The sequence below is a fragment of the Kitasatospora sp. NPDC001540 genome (genome assembly GCF_042894345.1).
GTDB lineage: Bacteria > Actinomycetota > Actinomycetes > Streptomycetales > Streptomycetaceae > Kitasatospora > Kitasatospora phosalacinea_C.
The window spans coordinates 125,608-141,305 of record NZ_JBIAVO010000006.1 but is presented as its reverse complement, the minus strand read 5'-3'; the positions used below and the strand labels follow the sequence as shown (position 1 = coordinate 141,305).

Annotated in this window: 11 protein-coding genes; 4 read left to right on the top strand and 7 right to left on the bottom strand. The window is 74.8% G+C overall.

The window, feature by feature from the left end:
* Positions 1–253 precede the first annotated feature (253 nt).
* Positions 254–958 carry a bifunctional DNA primase/polymerase gene (locus tag ACFY00_RS10560; protein WP_388029515.1) on the top strand — a complete coding sequence of 235 codons (705 nt, stop codon included), beginning with the start codon at positions 254–256 and terminating at the stop codon, positions 956–958.
* A gap of 737 nt (positions 959–1,695) precedes the next feature.
* Here the strand turns inward: ACFY00_RS10560 and ACFY00_RS10555 are convergent.
* Positions 1,696–2,385 carry a metal-dependent transcriptional regulator gene (locus tag ACFY00_RS10555; protein WP_388029513.1) on the bottom strand — a complete coding sequence of 230 codons (690 nt, stop codon included), beginning with the start codon at positions 2,383–2,385 and terminating at the stop codon, positions 1,696–1,698.
* Between the two features lie 199 nt (positions 2,386–2,584).
* Here ACFY00_RS10555 and ACFY00_RS10550 point away from each other — a divergent pair, with 199 nt between their 5' ends.
* The 3 genes from ACFY00_RS10550 (at position 2,585) to ACFY00_RS10540 (ending at position 5,294) form a co-directional block, all read left to right on the top strand.
* Positions 2,585–3,334 (top strand): sugar isomerase domain-containing protein, encoded by a 750-nt coding sequence (locus tag ACFY00_RS10550; RefSeq protein ID WP_388029512.1) that lies wholly within the window; start codon positions 2,585–2,587, stop codon positions 3,332–3,334.
* Positions 3,335–3,478: 144 nt separating this feature from the next.
* Positions 3,479–4,408, top strand: coding sequence for a DUF4231 domain-containing protein (locus ACFY00_RS10545; protein WP_388029511.1), 930 nt, complete (start codon positions 3,479–3,481; stop codon positions 4,406–4,408).
* A gap of 16 nt (positions 4,409–4,424) precedes the next feature.
* Positions 4,425–5,294, top strand: a complete 870-nt coding sequence (locus ACFY00_RS10540) for an alpha/beta fold hydrolase (protein WP_388029509.1) — start codon at positions 4,425–4,427, stop codon at positions 5,292–5,294.
* Between the two features lie 163 nt (positions 5,295–5,457).
* On the opposite strand, the gene fxsT is transcribed toward ACFY00_RS10540, so the two are convergent.
* The 6 genes from fxsT to pdxH form a co-directional block, all read right to left on the bottom strand.
* Positions 5,458–9,459, bottom strand: a complete 4,002-nt coding sequence (gene fxsT, locus ACFY00_RS10535; RefSeq protein ID WP_388029507.1) for an FxSxx-COOH system tetratricopeptide repeat protein — start codon at positions 9,457–9,459, stop codon at positions 5,458–5,460.
* Between the two features lie 107 nt (positions 9,460–9,566).
* Positions 9,567–10,814 carry a TIR-like protein FxsC gene (locus ACFY00_RS10530; RefSeq protein WP_388029504.1) on the bottom strand — a complete coding sequence of 416 codons (1,248 nt, stop codon included), beginning with the start codon at positions 10,812–10,814 and terminating at the stop codon, positions 9,567–9,569.
* Between the two features lie 102 nt (positions 10,815–10,916).
* Positions 10,917–11,699 (bottom strand): aminoglycoside N(3)-acetyltransferase, encoded by a 783-nt coding sequence (locus tag ACFY00_RS10525; RefSeq protein WP_388029502.1) that lies wholly within the window; start codon positions 11,697–11,699, stop codon positions 10,917–10,919.
* Between the two features lie 149 nt (positions 11,700–11,848).
* Positions 11,849–14,293, bottom strand: a complete 2,445-nt coding sequence (locus tag ACFY00_RS10520; protein WP_388029499.1) for an FxsB family cyclophane-forming radical SAM/SPASM peptide maturase — start codon at positions 14,291–14,293, stop codon at positions 11,849–11,851.
* 49 nt (positions 14,294–14,342) lie between these two features.
* Entirely contained in the window at positions 14,343–14,513 is a 171-nt protein-coding gene (fxsA, locus tag ACFY00_RS10515; RefSeq protein ID WP_344553762.1) for an FxSxx-COOH cyclophane-containing RiPP peptide, read from the bottom strand.
* 201 nt (positions 14,514–14,714) lie between these two features.
* Positions 14,715–15,338, bottom strand: coding sequence for a pyridoxamine 5'-phosphate oxidase (gene pdxH / locus ACFY00_RS10510; protein ID WP_388029809.1), 624 nt, complete (start codon positions 15,336–15,338; stop codon positions 14,715–14,717).
* Positions 15,339–15,698: the final 360 nt, after the last annotated feature.

The window sequence follows — 15,698 nt, the reverse complement described above, 5'->3', positions numbered from 1 at the left end:
GATTTTTCCGCCTCCCCAACGCCGTCCGGACCCGACCGGAGGGCGACGACTGTGCAACACCATGCGGAATACCCACGGTGACGTACCCACTCCCCACGCGCCCGGGTGAATGCCTCCGTGCGCCCCCACTGCGCCCGTTACCGCCCCTGCTCGGACGACCGGTTCCGACCAGGATCACCGTCCCGGGTGACAACGCGCGCCCCGTTCGAACCGTTCGGCCCGGGGCCGTAACCCGCACTCACGGACGGTAGTTGTGCAGCACGTGGACAACACCCCCGGAGCCCCCGAACAGAACCTGCCGCCGCTGCTGATCGAAGCCGTCCGCTACGCCGAGGACCGGCACTGGGAGGTCGCGCCGGGCGCCTGGCTGCTCGACGGCGACGGCCCGGCCCGCTGCTCCTGCGGCGAGGAGGGGTGCGCGCTCCCCGGCGCGCACCCCCTCGGCGCGGACTGGCTGCGCCGGGCGAGCGCCGGGCCCGGGGTGGTCCGCACGTGGTGGACCGAGAACCCGGAGGCCTCGATCCTGCTGCCCACCGGCCGGGCCTTCGACGTGCTGGACGTGCCGGAGGTCGCGGGCTGCCTGGCGCTGGCCCGGATGGAGCGGATGGGGCTGCAGCTGGGCCCGGTGGTCGCGGCGCCCGCCGCGCCGGGGCGCACCGGGCGGCGGCTGCACTTCCTGGTGCTGCCCGGCGTGGTCGACAAGCTGCCGGACCTGCTCCGGCAGATCGGCTGGTCGCCGGAGCGGCTCGACCTGGTGGCGCGCGGCGAGGGCGACTGGGTGGTGGCCCCGCCGTCCCGGGTCGGCGGGTACGCCTCCGCGCAGTGGGCCCGGCCGCCGTCCGCGCTGAACCGCTGGCTGCCGGACGCGATGGAACTGGTCAGCCCGCTCGCGTACGCCTGCGGGCGCGAGGCCTCGGCCCCGCGCCCCGTGCAGCGCCCGGCGGCCGCCGTGCGCTGACCTCCCGAGCGTGCCCCCGGCCGATCCGGTGGGGGCGTTCCCGCGCGGCACCCCGCGCGGCCGTGGCGGGTCCGGCCCCCCGATCCCGGGGCGGGGCCCGCCGTTCGCGTACCCGGGGCCCGTTCCGGCCCGTCCGGAGCGCGATCTTCCGGAACCGGTCGTCATACCCGCAGGTCAACGGGGGAAGCCCACCGATCGGGTGACATCGCTCAAGGATTGGCCGCGGTTGCCGAGGGGATCATCCTCAGCGTCAGCACGGGGCCGACCGAGCGGAGGGAGCGAGCGGGCCGAGAGCGTGGGGGGCTGCCGGGAGGGCGTTCGGACGGGGAAGCCGAATGCGGCGGCGGGAGGGAGCAGGAGGGGCGAGGGGGAACGGGGAGGGAACGGGGAGGGAGCGGCCGGGCGCGGCCGGGGAGCCGCGCACGACCGCGACCGGGCGGGGACGGGAGGGAGCGGGGGAACGGGGGACGGGGGGGGGGGGGGGGGGGGGGCCCCCGGGCGGGGGGGGGGGGGGCCGGGCGGCACCGGCCCGGCCCCGGGCGCCCCGGGGGGGGGGGGGGGGCCGGGGGGGGGGGGGGGGGGGGGGGGGCGGGGGGGGGGGGGGGGCCCGCCCCCCCCCCCCCCCGGGGGGGGGGGGGGGGGGGGGGGGGGCACGGGGGGACGGCGCAGGGCCCGGTGTGGGGACACCGGGCCCTGCGCCGTACGTCCGTCCCCGGCCCGGCCGCCCGCCGCGCCGCCTACAGGTGGGCGACGAACACGTGCGCGGCGATGTCCTTGCCCAGCTCGGCCGCGCTCTCGCCGGTGCCGACCAGCACGCCGCCGGCCGCCGGGGAGACCCGCACCGTCGCCCCGGGGCGGACGCCCGCCCGGCGCAGGGTGCGCATCAGCTCGCCGTCGGTCTGGATCGGCTCGCCGATCCGGCGGACCACCACGTCCGCCCCGTCCGGGGCCGCGACGGCCTCCAGCGTCACCAGCCCGGCGTCGTAGCCCTCGCCCTCCGCCTTGGTGTCGCCCAGCTCGTCCAGGCCCGGGATCGGGTTGCCGTACGGGGACTGGGTGGGGTGGCCGAGCATGGCGAGCACCTTGCGCTCGACCGTCTCGCTCATCACGTGCTCCCAGCGACAGGCCTCCTCGTGGACCTGCTCCCACTCCAGGCCGATCACGTCCACCAGCAGGCACTCGGCGATCCGGTGCTTGCGCATCACCCGGACGGCCAACTTACGGCCCTCGCCGGTCAGTTCGAGGTGGCGGTCCTCGGCGACCTGGAGCAGGCCGTCGCGCTCCATCCGGCCCACCGTCTGGCTCACCGTCGGGCCGGACTGCTCCAGCCGCTCGGCGATCCGGGCGCGCATCGGGGTGATGCCCTCCTCCTCCAGCTCCAGGATGGTGCGGAGGTACATCTCAGTGGTGTCGATCAGCCCTGACATCGCCCCTGGCTCCGTTCTTCGGTGTCCTCACCGCCAATTCTGACGTACCGCAGTGACAACCGGATCCGCGAGCCCGCTATGCCCGGCGCCTTTCGTCGTGGTTGACAGCCGGGTCCGGCGCGGGCCACCGTGCACGCCGTAGCTTTCTCCATAGCGGTCTGGACCACCCGGCCGCGCACCGAGCCCGTACGGAGCAGAGATGAGCGAGCTGGTCGGCCGGTACCTGGACGCCGCCGTGGCCCACCTGGAGCGGATCCGCGCCGAGGAGGGGGAGAACGTCGAGGCCGCCGCGGAGCTGCTGGCGGAGGCCGTCGAGCACGGTCGGCGGATCTTCACCTACGGCGCCGGGCACTCCTCGCTGGCCGCCCAGGACGTGGTCTACCGGGCCGGCGGCCTGGTGGTGGTCAACCTGCTCAACGTGCCCGGGATGACCGGCGTGAACGTGATGCCCGCGCACCTGGGCAGCGCCCTGGAGCGGGTCTCCGGGCTGGCCACCACCACCCTCGACCTCACCCCGGCCCGCAGCGGCGACCTGCTGTTCGTGATCTCGCTCTCCGGCCGCCAGGTGATGCCGGTCGAGCTGGCGCAGCACGCCCGCGCCCGCGGCCTGAGGGTGGTCGGCGTGACCTCGCTGGCCTATCCCGGCGAGGTCGGCTCCAACCACCCGTCCGGCACCTACCTCAAGGACCACTGCGACGTCGTCCTGGACAGCAAGATCGGGGTCGGCGACGGCGAGCTCGACCACCCCGGCGCGGGCGCCCCGTTCGGCTCGGTGTCGACCATCACCACCAGCGCCCTGATGCAGTCGGTGGTGGCCTCGGCGATCGGCAAGCTGGCCGACCGCGGCATCACCCCGCCGCTGTTCCGCTCCGGCAACGTGGACGGCGGCACCGAGTGGAACAACAAGGTGATCGCCGACAACGCGGACCGGATCTTCTACGCCTGGTGACGCCGCCGCGGCGACCCGCCCCATTCGGCCAACTCCGTTGCCGCCCGCGTAAGTTCGCCCGGCACTGGGAAGGACTCCCGAGACCGGTGAGACGGCGCTGCGGGGGCGGGCATGGCGGCTGGGGCGGGGCGTTCGATCGGCTTCGTGCGGGAGCAGGACCTCCTCCCGCGCGTCTTCTGGGCCGCCGACGGCGCGTCCCTGCAGGGCCAGGCCAGGGCGGTGGCGCTCTCCCGCTGGGAGCTGCTCCTGCTGGTGGGCGCCGCCTTCGCGGGCTCCGCGGACGGCCCGGTCTGGGCCTGGGCCGCCGCCCTGGCGTACCTCGGCGCGCTGTTCATCGCCCTCACCGTCGCCCGGCAGAACCCGCAGCGGCTCTGGTACGACGGCCGGGCGGTCGCCGAATCGGTGAAGACCCTGGTGTGGAAGTACGCGGTGCGCGCCGACTCCTACCAGCCGCCGCCGCGCAAGCTGCCGGACGCCGAACGCCTCTACGACATCCAGCTCTCCGGCATCCTCGGCGAGTTCGACACCGGCCTGGTCGCCCCCGGCGTCATCGAGGAGCTCGACAGCTGGCGCGCCCCGGCCCGCCACCCGCAGATCACCGACACCATGGAGAAGCTGCGCGAGCAGCCGCTCTCCGTCCGCCGCGAGGTCTACCTGCGCGAGCGGGTGCAGAGCCAGCGCCAGTGGTACCAGGCCAAGGCCGTCCAGTGCCGCAACGCCACCCGCCGGGTCGGCCGGCTCGCCGTCGTGCTGCCCGCCGCGGGCCTGCTGCTGGCCGTGCTGCGCGCCCTCGGCCAGTTCGGCTTCGACGCGCTCGGCGCGGTCTCCGCCGTCGCCGCCTCCGTCGCCGCCTGGGCCCAACTGCGCCAGTACCGGCCGCAGGCCGCCGCCTACACCCTCGCCGCAGCCGAACTCGCCAAGGTGGAGGCCCAGTTGGCCTCCCTCGACCTCGACTCCGCGGAGGCCGAGGAGATCTGGGCCCGGTTCGCCCGGGACGCCGAGGACGCCATCTCCCGGGAGCACACCACCTGGCAGGCGCGCCGCGAGGTGCGCAGCCTCGACATCCCCAGCTGAGCAGGAGGGCCGCCGCGTGGCGACACGGAGGATCGAGACCCCGGACGGCGGCGTCCTCGCCGTCGACACCTCGGGCGACCCGTCCGGCAGACCGGTCTTCCTGCTCCACGGCACCCCCGGCAGCCGGGTCGGCCCGGCCCCGCGCAGCGCCGTCCTGGCCCGGATCCGGGTCCGTCTGATCTCCTTCGACCGCCCCGGCTACGGCGAGTCCACCCGGCTGCCCGGCCGCGACGTCGCCGCCGCCGCGCACGACGTCACCGTGATCGCCGACGCCCTCGGCCTCGACCGCTTCGCCGTGGTCGGCCGCTCCGGCGGCGGGCCGCACGCGCTCGCCTGCGCCGCGCTGCTCCCCGACCGGGTCCGCCGGGCCGCCACCCAGGTCTCGCTCGCCCCCCGCCACGCGGAGGGCCTCGACTGGTTCGCGGGCATGACCGCCTCCAACGAGCGCGCCTACCGCCAGGCCGAGCTGGGCCTGCCCCGGATCGCCGCCCAGTTCCAGGCCCGCTCCCGGGTGATCCGCCGCGACCCGGCCCAGCTGATCCGCAACCTCGTCCCCGAGCTCAGCCCGCCGGACCGCACCGTCGTCGCCGACATCGGCATCCGCCGGATGTTCCAGTCCGCCTACCGCCAGGCCTTCCGCTACGGCGCGGACGGCTGGATCGACGACGTCCTGGCCTTCATCACGGACTGGGGCTTCGCCGTCGAGGACATCCGCGTCCCGGTCCGCCTCTGGCACGGCGCCGACGACAGGTTCTCCCCCGTCGGCCACTCCGCCTGGCTCGCCGACCACATCCCCGGCGCCCAGCTCTACCTCGAACCGGGCGCCGCGCACTTCGGCTCCCTCAAGGAGATGACGGACGCCATCCGCTGGGCCGCCCAGGCGTAGCGCCCCGCGAACAGGCACACCCACGGGACGCGCACCGGCAGGACGCGCACCGACAGGGGCGCGAGGAACTGCGCGAGCAACCCGGCACCCACCGCAGGATCGCGAGGCAACGGCACCCCACCGCCCACCTCGCGACCCCGCAGTGCGCCCGCGGCTCCTTGCGCTACAGCGGCTGCGGCTCCAGGTCGCGGTTGGTGCGCTGCCAGCTGCGGGCGGCGACGACCGACGGGTGGTCCTCGCCGAAGAGTTCGACGAGCGCGGCGACGGCCTGCATCCGCAGCGCCTCCGCCTCGCCGCGTCGGCCCGCGGCCCGGATGGTGACGGCCAGGTTGGCCCGGCTGACCAGCGCGTCGGGGTGGTTGGCGCCGTAGCGGGCGGCGAGGCTGTCGTAGGTCGAGCGGGCGAGCTCCTCCGCCTCGGCGAGTTCGCCGGACTCGGCGAGCGCGTTGGCGAGGTTGGTCCCGGCGTTGAGGACGAAGGGGTGGGCCTCGCCGAGGACGCGGGCCAGGCCCGCCAGCGCGTCCCGGCCGTGCCGGACGGCGCCGGCCAGGTCGCCGGAGCCGCGCAGGTAGATGGAGAGGTTGTTCTCGCAGGCGAAGGTGAAGGGGTGGTCGTCGCCGAAGAGGCGGCGGTGGCCCTCGTAGGCGTCGGCGGCGATGTCGCGGGCGGTCTCCTTGTCCCCGGCGGCGCTGAAGTCCGCGGCGAGGTTGAGCCGGCAGGCCAGCGCGTCGACGAAGTCGGGCCCGTAGAGCGCGATGTAGCGCTCGTAGGTGCGTTCGGTGAGTTCGCGGGCCTCGGCGTACTGCCCGGCCCGGCGGAGCGAGACGGCGAGGGACTTGGCGTTGCGCAGTTCCTCGGGCAGGCCGGAGGCGTCGACGTTGTCGAAGGCCTCGGTGACCTCGCGGAGCAGTTCCACGGAGCCCTTGTAGTCGCCGATCTCGCGCAGGTCGCGGGCGAGGTTGGACTTGGTGCTGAGGGTGTAGGGGTGCAGCGGTCCGAGGACGGCGGAGCGGCGTTCGACGGTGTCCTGGTCGAGGTCGCGGGCGGCGACGGTGTTGCCGACCAGGCGGTGGTCGATGGCGAGGTTGTTGGCGACGGCGAGGGTGCGCGGGTCGTCCTCGCCGAAGAGTTCGACGAACTGGTCGTAGGTGTCCTGGTCGAGGGCGAGCGCCTCCTGGAAGCGGTTGAGGTAGCGCAGGTCGGCGGCCATCGAGTTGGCGGTCATCAGGGCGTACGGGTGGTGCTCGCCGAGGAGTGCGCGCTGCCCGGCGAGGGTGGCCTGGTTGAGGGCCAGCGAGTCGTTGTAGGAGCCCTGGGAGCGCAGCACGTTGGCGACCTGGAAGCGCAGGCTGTAGATCTGGCGGCGCCACAGGCGCTGTTCCTCGGGGTCGGTCTCGTTCTCGGCGCGGACCGTCCAGGCGGCGTCGAGCTGGCGGCCGAGTTGCAGGGCCTGGTCGAGGTCGACCCGCTTCCACAGGTAGCGGACCCGGTCGATGAGCAGTTCGCGCACCTCGCGCTCGTCGCAGTCCTGGGCCCGGGAGGGGCTGAGGTGCGGCCAGATCTTCTCCAGGGTGGGCCAGTTGGCGGGGTCGTCGGTGTCGCCGCGGGGCGGCCGGGCGTTGACCAGGATGCGGTGCACCTGGTGCATGGCGGCGGCGCGCTCGGTCTCGCTCATGCCGCTGCGGACGACGGCCTGCACCAGCCGGTGGACCTGGAAGGAGTCGGAGGCGGCGTCGGTCTTGGCCAGCGCGTAGCGGCTGACGGCGCGCAGCACCTTGCCGAGCAGGAAGGTGTCGGTGAGTTCCGGGTCGTAGGGGACGAGGGCCAGCCGCATCTGCTCGGAGAAGAAGAACTGCCGCAGCGAGATCGGCTCGGGCGCGAAGAACGCGCACAGCTCCAGCAGCCGGACGGCGGCGGGCGACTGCTCGCGCAGCCGGGTGATGGAGACGTTCCAGGTGAGGCCGACGGGGGTGGGGTAGTCGACGGGGGTCTCGCCGGCCGCCAGGACCTTGGTGGCCTCGGCCTTCAGCTGGCTGACGTAGGTCTCGACGGGCGTGCGGGTGGTCTCCAGCCAGGCGGCGGCGACCTCGACGGCGAGCGGCAGGTCGCCGACCGCGTCGGCGACCCGGTCGGCGTCGGCGCGGGCGAGGCCGCGGACCCGGCGGGTGAGGTGGTCGACGGACTCGGTGCGGTCGAACACGTCGACGTTGAGCACGCCGGCCTGCCCGGACCAGCCCTGGTTGCGGGAGGTGACCAGGATGTGGCCGGGGCCGTCGGGGAAGAAGCGGCGGATCTCGCCGGGTTCGTCGGCGTTGTCGAAGATCAGCAGCCAGTTGGAGGTCGGGATGCCCTGCCGCAGCGCGTCCCGGGCGGCCTGCGCGGCCTCGCTGACGTTGTCGCCGACCCGCAGCCCGAGCCGTCCGGCGAGGTCGGCGAGGTCGACCACGACGTTCTCGCTCTGCTCCGCGTCGATCCACCACACCAGGTCGTAGTGCGACATGTAGCGGTGCGCGTACTCCAGCGCGACCTGGGTCTTGCCGACGCCGCCGAGGCCGTACAGGGTCTGCGGCGGCGGCAGCACGGCCGTGGTGCCGCCCGCGAGCTGGGCCCGCAGGTCGTCGAGGACCTTGACCCGGCCGGTGAAGGAGTGGTTGCGCTGCGGCACCTCCCAGTAGGTGGGCTTGGTGCCGGGGAAGCGCGGCGCGCCGGGGCTGCGCTCGGGCAGTTCGGCCTCGGTGCGGCCGAGCGCCCGCAGCAGCGCGGTGGCGGCGGCGACCTCGTCGCGGCCGATCAGGTCGACGGGGTTGCGGTTGTTGTACGGCGCGTTCAGGCGGACGTCGGAGACCCGGACCGGGATCAGCTGGCGGCGGGCCCCGGCCGGGTCGGCGAGCACGGTGCGGTCCCACAGCGCCTGGGCCTGCGGGGACTGCAGGTAGGCGGCGGACAGCAGGGCGACGGTGCGGTACGCGGAGTCGATGCCGCGCCCGGTGGCCTCGCGCGGGTTGGCCCCGGCGCCGACGTCGCGCGGGACGACCCGGTAGCCCGCGTCGGCGAGCAGCGCGGAGATCCAGTCCGCCCAGGCCCGGTCCTCGGGGACGTAGCTGAGGTACAGGTCGGCGGGGGCGGTGGGGCGGCGGCGGGCGAAGCCGTCGAGGAAGCGCAGCCGCAGGTCCTCGGACATCGGCGGCAGCCCGCTGACCCGGCCCTGGGTGATCTCCCGGGTGAGCCGCTCGTTGGCGGCGAGCATCGAGCCGGGCAGCCCGGGCTGGTCGCCGAACGGGGCGAGGATCTCCTCGTACGCGTAGAACGGCCGGTAGGGGATCTCCACCCCGGCCCAGTAGCGGGCCAGGTCGGCCTCGCCGAAGCCCGCGGGCAGTCCGGCGAACTTGATCCGGGCCAGCGCCCGGCCGGCGTCGGCCTTCTCCTTCTCGCCCTCGTCGATGCGCATCGGGACGGGCAGGATCCGGATGTCGCGGTCGCCGTAGCGGTCCTCGATCACCCGGGCGATCCGGGAGGCTCCGTCGATGGACTGGTCGCTGAGGGTGAAGCAGACCACCAGGTCGTCGGGCATCTCGACGGTGCAGATGTCGGCGGTGTCGGTGAGGCCGGTGCGGCTGTCGATCAGCACGTAGTCGTAGCGGCGCTTCATGTCGGCGCGCAGCGACTGGATGAACCGGCGGCCCTCGTAGCGCTCGTACAGCAGGTCCCAGTCCAGCCGGGCCACCGAGTAGTCGCGGTTGCGCTGCCCGGCGGGGACGAGGTCGATCCGGCCGCCGCCGGGGAAGTGCGGCCAGGCCAGCGAGAGGGCGTGCGGGTGGATCCGGGCGAAGTCCTCGATCCACTCGGGGTCGCGGTCGATCGGGCGGCGGGCCTCTTCGAGGTAGTCGCCGAACAGGTCCATGATCCCGGTGGTGGCGGCGACCACCTCGGGGTTGAGGAAGGGCCGGAAGAACTGGGCCAGGCCGGGGGCCTCCAGGTCCCAGTCGACGACCAGCACCCGGTAGCCGTTGGCGGCCAGGATCCAGGCGGTGTTGGCCAGCGCCATGGTGCGGCCGGTGCCGCCCTTGTAGGAGTAGAAGGTGACGATCCGGCCGTGCCGGTTCTCGATCGTGGCGTCGCGGCGGCGCGCCTGGATCTGCGGGCCCTTCGCCTGCCTCTCGGTCATGACGTTCCCTCCCCCGGGCCCTTGGTGCCCGTCGTGGTGCGCACGCCGTGCTCACCGGCCGGAGTCCCGACCGCCCGGTGCCTTGCAGGTGCCGTTCCGGGCCCGGCTCAGGGCCCGATGCTGGGTCTGCGGTCGACCGGCCCGTCGTCCGGGCCGCCGTGCTGCTGCTCGTGGGCGGTGCAGGCCCGCATCACGGCGCGCTCCATCTCGCCGCGGAACTCCTCGATGCTGCCGGGGGAGCCCGCGCCGCCCTCCTCGCGCAGGCTGGGCCGCTGCCGGGAGCCGCGGCTGACGGCCAGCACGCCGTCGCCGAGTTCGTCGAGCATCCGTTCGTGCTCGCGGCTCTCCTGGTCCTCGCGGTTCCAGGGCTCGATGACGGCCACCGAGCCGAGGTTGCGCCGGTCCAGCCTGCGCACCGCCTCGGCCCGCCGCCCGTCCAGGAACGCCCACCGGTCGACCAGCAGCACGCAGGGCCGGGACGGCCGCTCCTCGGTCAGCAGTTGCTCCGCCCCCTCCTCGAACTCGTTCACGGTGGCCTGGAAGCCCATGCCGCGGGCGATGTCGGCGGCGTCCTGGGCCAGCGGCCGGGAGGAGTCCGGCCGGTACGGCTGCCAGTCGGTGCGCTGCTCGCCGTACCAGACCGCGCTGCGCTGGGGCGGCAGTTCGCGCTCCTGGTAGGAGAACACCGAGATCCGGACCTGGTCGGCGTTGTCGGGCGGGTCGAAGGCGGAGGGCTGGGACTCGAAGTCCAGCACCTGGCCGACCGGGATGACGGTCTGCTCGGCGACGTCGACGATCCGCCGGGCCAGCCGCCACACCGCGGTGTGGTACTCGGAGCTGAACGCGGCGATCTTCATCAGCGCGTACAGGCCCTCGGCGGCGTACTCGGCGCCGAAGCTGTCGTGGTTGAACTGGAGCTCACCGGCCACCCGGGGCAGCTGGTAGTGCTCCATCGAGACCCACAGCGCCGGGACGATGCCGGTCATCCGCTCCGCGGTGGGGCGCCGCTGGTAGACCGAGCGGCGGGTGAACAGGTACCACTCCCGGCCGCACGCCTCGGACTTGAAGTAGCGCGGCGAGTACAGCGGCACGAACACCCGGCAGGTGGCCAGCTCGCGGGAGAGCCGCTCGGCCCACTTCTGGCCCTGGTGCATGGAGCGGTCCATGAACCCGACGGGGTGCCCGGACGGCGCGTCGGTGATCTGCAGGATCGCCTCGCACAGGTCCTGGTACAGCTTCGCCACCCACAGGTTGGGGTCGGCCGCGCCCCGCGAGTTGATCCGCGGCGTGTGCGCGTAGCTGAGGAAGAAGTACGGCCTGGGCGCGTCCTTCCTCTGGCCCGCACCGCTGCTCACACGCGCCTCCCCCGAGCCCGCCTGTCCCTGTTCCCCCGAAAGGGACTCAAGTGTAGGAAGGTCGGCGGTCCGAATGGAATAGGGCCTTGATCTGATCCGTCGTCAACTCGACCTGTTCCGGTACCACTTGTCGGCGAGGTCGACCGCTTCGCGGATCGGCATCAGGTGGCAGCGGGCGTCGCCGACCGGCCCGGTGCGGATCTCGTCCGCGAGGCCCTCGGCGAGCACCTCGCCCATCTCCGGGAAGTGCTCGTCGTGCAGCCGCGTGCCGGTGAAGGAGCGCCAGCTGCGGCGGCCGTCGGGGGTGCGCACCACGCACCGGTACTGCTGCTCCTCGCGGTCCGGCTGCCAGTACTCCAGCAGGTGGAGCGGCGTGCAGCACCACACCGGGACGCCGATCATCAGGCAGCGGGCGCCCGCCTCGTAGAGCCGGTGGGCGGGCGAGTCCTCGCCGAGGTGACTGGACCAGGGGTGGCGGGCGGTGATCTCCTCGGCGCGGGGGCCGATCGCGGTGAAGGAGGTCTGCGGGTGGCCGCTGCGCCGGGCGCCGGGCAGCAGCCGGACCTCCTCGGCGAGCCGGCCCATGGTGGGCGAGGCCGGGGTCTCGGCGGCGTCCCAGGCGGGCATCCGGGCGTGGTAGCGGCGCAGTTGGGCGGGGGTCATCCCGGCGACGGCGGCCCGGTAGTACGAGGAGGTGCGGGAGTTCTCGGGCGTAGCGGTGTAGACCACCAGGGTGCCGTCCGCCCCGAGCGCCCCCCTGAGCGCCCGCACCACCCCCTGCGCGCCGTCCACCACCGGCCCGACCGACCGCAGGGCGGCCTGCACCAGCAGGGTCTCCCCCGGCCGGACGCCGAGCCGGTCCAGATCCGCGATGAGCTCCGTCACGGAGTACAACAGGGCCTCCCACAGCCGCGGGCCGGCACACCGGCCCCACAGTCGACGCGCCGCGGCCGCACCGCCCCGCCGGCGGCCGGTCGTCCTTCACCCCTGCCCGCGCTTCCGGCCCTTCCACACCCGCCGGGCCGGACGTCCCGTCAGCCGGACGCGGCGCCCACCCGGGCCCGCCACTGCGCGAGGTTCTCCGCGGCCGCCTCCCGGGCCGCCGCCTCGGCGGCCGCGCCGACCGGCACCGCCAGCCAGGGCTCGACGGCCGCCCGCATGCCCGCGGCGAACCGCTCGCCGAGCGGGGTGAGCGCCCCGGAGTCGTCCAGCTCCTCGATCGCCCCGATCGTGTGCGAGCGCCAACGCGCCAGCTGGAAGCGGGCGTTCTCGCGCTCCGGCCCGTCCGCGAGCACCCGCACCCGGGCGGCCCAGTACTCGGTGACTGCGAGGTGCGCGTACGTGCCCTGGAACAGCCCCTCCAGCGGGCGCGGGTCGGGCCGCCAGGGCGCGTGGAACAGCCGCCGGTCGGTCCGGTCGTACAGGTCGTGCAGGTCGAGCACCGCCCCCAGCTTGACGTGCTGGAACTCGTGGGCCAGCAGCAGCGCGAGGGTCGGCGCGGCGGCCGGGCGGGCGATGCCGACCGCGCCGAACGCCTGCCGGGCGGCGGCCGAGACGTCCCGCCCGGCGGGCCCCGGCCGTAGCGGGGTGACGGTGGACAGGCCGGTCCGGATGCCGGGCGCGTAGCCGGGCAGGTCGCGGCCGATCAGCTCCCAGGCCTCCCGCAACGCGCCCGTCCAGGCCCGCAGTTCGGCCTCGTCCAGGCGCCCGGAGACCGGCCACTGGTGGCTGTCGCGCTGCGGGTCGGTGTCCTCCAGCGCGGGCGTCCAGCCGTCGGCGAGGGCGACCCGCCGCACCGGCTGCCAGCGCTCGTCGCCGGGCGCGTCCCAGCCGATCCGGACGCCGCCGACCGCGAAGCCCTCCGGGTCGCCGGTCAGCACGGTCTCGCCCGCGCCGCCGACCAGCACCCGCCCCAGCGTGGGCAGGTGCACGGCCCCGGCCCGCACCGGCAGCGGCAGTTCGAAGGACCGGCGGGCCCGCAGCGCCGCCGCCGCCGCCAGCTCGGCCACCCCGCCGAGGTCCGCCCCCGGTCCCGTCCCGCCGGAGCCCGTCCCGCCGGGGCCCGTCCCGCCCCCGCCGCCCAGGCAGCGCACCGCCCAGGCCCGGACGTACGGGTGGGTCAGCACCGCGGACAGCGCGGCGCCGTCGCCCGCGTCCAGCGAGGTGACCAGCTCCCAGGCCGGGGAGGCCGCCCCGACCGCGGCCACCAGCCGCCGGGTCAGCCCGAGTTGGGCCCCGGCCAGGGCCCGGACGGTGTCGGCCCCGCCGTAGCCCGCCGCCAGTTCGTCGAGCTGGCGCCCGGTCAGCCCGCCGCCGGGCGCGTCCTGCGCCGGGACGGTGGCGGCGGGCACCGTCCGGTCCCGGATGGTGGTGATCAGTTTCAAGAGGTCCCCGCAGAAGACGGAGGGGTTGCGGAAGCCGGAGCCGTCGTCGCCCCGGTAGCGGTGCGCGTAGAGGCCCCCGCCGCAGGAGCGCACCACCGGGCAGGCCCGGCACCGCTCGGCCAGCCCGGCCAGCCCGGACTGCCGCTCCACCATGCCGGGGTGCGCGGCGACCTGGTCGAGGCTGTGCTCGAACACGGTGAACCCGGTCGCGGGCGCGCCGTCGTACGCGGTCTTCAGGCTGTCGGCCTGCTCGAAGGACCCGTCGGTCTCCACCACGACCAGATCGGCCGGGTCCAGCCCGAGCGACTCGGTCAGGCTGGAGCGCCCGCGCAGGGTGCGGTGGATCGAGTCGAAGGTGCGCACCGGGACGGGGCGGCCGAGCTCCTCCCAGCGCCGGTGCACGGCCAGCAGCCAGTCCGCGTACGGCGTCCCGCCGAGCCCGGCGGGACGCTTGGGGGGCTCGTCCCAGGTCGCGTGCGGCAGCAGGAAGTCCACCCGGGGCGGTTCCAGGGCGACCAGCGCGTCCAGCACCGCGACGGGGTCGTTCTCCACGTCGACGGTGCACAGCAGACCCGCGTACAGGTGCCGGTACTCGGGGCGGCGCAGCAGGGCGACGGCGGCGAGCACCTCGGCGTGGCTGCTGCGGCCGTCGGCGAAGCGGCGGTGCCGGTCGTTGGCCGCCCGGTCGCCGTCCAGCGAGATGCCGACCTTGATGCCGTGCTCGGCGAACAGGTCGAGGTGGCGGGTGCGCAGCCGCACCCCGTTGGTGTGGATGCGCAGGTCGAGGGCGCAGTCGGCGGGGAGCGCGGCGCGCAGCAGTTCGGCCGCCCGGCCGAGCCGGGCGGGGCCCGCCAGCAGCGGTTCGCCCCCGTGCAGCACCACGTGGACGGCGGGCAGCCGGTGGGCGCGGGCGTGCTCGGCGATCCGCTCGGCGGTGCGGGCCAGCACCGCCTCGTCGATCACCTTCGCCTTGCCGCGCCAGCTGGTGTCCGCGTGCTCGTAGACGTAGCAGTGGTCGCAGGCCAGGTCGCACCGGCCGTGCATCTTGACGACGTACTGCGAGAACGGGACCAGGGGGCGCGGCGCGGGCGGCACGGGGATCAGGGGTGGGGCGTCGTGTCGGTCTCGGTGCTCCGGTACCGGTTCAGATCGAGGAGTTGAACGCGGCCACCGCGACCTGTCCCGACTCGCCGCCCGGGAGGGCCCGGTGCAGTCCGGCGGCGAGTTCCTCGGTACCGAGAGCGGCCAGAGCTGCCAGCGAGGGGGCGGACTCCTCGGCGCGCGCGCTGTCGGCGGGCTTGGTGGCGGCGACCATGATGACTCGTTTCTGCGCCCGGCAGCGGGCGCGCGAAGCAGGATCCCGGCATCCGATTGCCGAGACTCACCACCGCGAAACTGTAGCGCCGTTCCCTGCTTCCAGCCCGCCCAAACCTGTGCTTTCGCTGCGCCGTTCGAGAAAATTTACCTCGTTCGGAGCAGTCGGGAAAGCTTGACAGTCACGGAAGTTGATGATCCGTCAGGGGAACAGCCGCTCGACCCGCCACCCGGCCCCCGCGGCGACGTACCGCAGCCGGTCGTGCAGCCGGTTCTCGCGCCCCTGCCAGAACTCGACGGTCCGCGGGACGACCCGGTAGCCGCCCCAGAACGGCGGGACGGGCACGCCCTCGCCCTCCGGGTAACGGGCGGCCAGGTCGGCGTACCGCCGCTCCAGCACCCCGCGGTCCGCCAGCGGGCTGGACTGCTCGCTGGCCCAGGCGCCGAGCTGGGAGCCGTGCGGGCGGGTGCGGAAGTAGGCCGCGGTCTCGTCCCGGCCGACCTTCTCCACCCGGCCGGCCACGATGACCTGCCGGGCCAGCACGATCCACGGGAAGAGCAGCGCGGCGTTCGGGTTGGCGGCCAGGTCGGCGCCCTTGCGGGAGCCGTAGTTGGTGAAGAACACGAAGCCGCGCCGGTCGTAGCCCTTGAGCAGCACGGTGCGCGCGGAGGGCAGCCCCTCGGCGTCGGCGGTGGAGAGCACCATCGCGTTGGGCTCGGGCACGCCCGCCTCGCCCGCCTCGTGGAACCAGCGGGTGAACTGCTGGTACGGGTCGTCGGCCAGCTCCCCCTCGGCGAGCCCCTCGTGCAGGTAGTGCTCGCGCATCGCCGACGGGTCCGGCCCGGGCCGCTCCCCGGCGGCCCCGACGGGTCCGACGGGCGCTACGGGCTCCGGGGGTTCGACGGGTTCCGTGGGCAGGGGCAGGGCACTCGGCTCGGTGCTCGGGTGGCGTTCCGCGGTAGGCACGCCCCCATCATCCCGTACGACAAGCGCCGGGCGCCGCCGCCTCCGGGGCCGGTCGGGAGTAGGGTGGCTCGCCACCGCTTCACGACCCGCCTGCCGGGGAACCGTCCGGCCACCGCCGGGAACGCCCCGAAAATCCGCCGACGACGCCGGAGACGACAGGGGTGCGAGCGGCCCGTGGGGGAAACATCACCGTCGTGGTGTATGGCGCAATGCACTCCG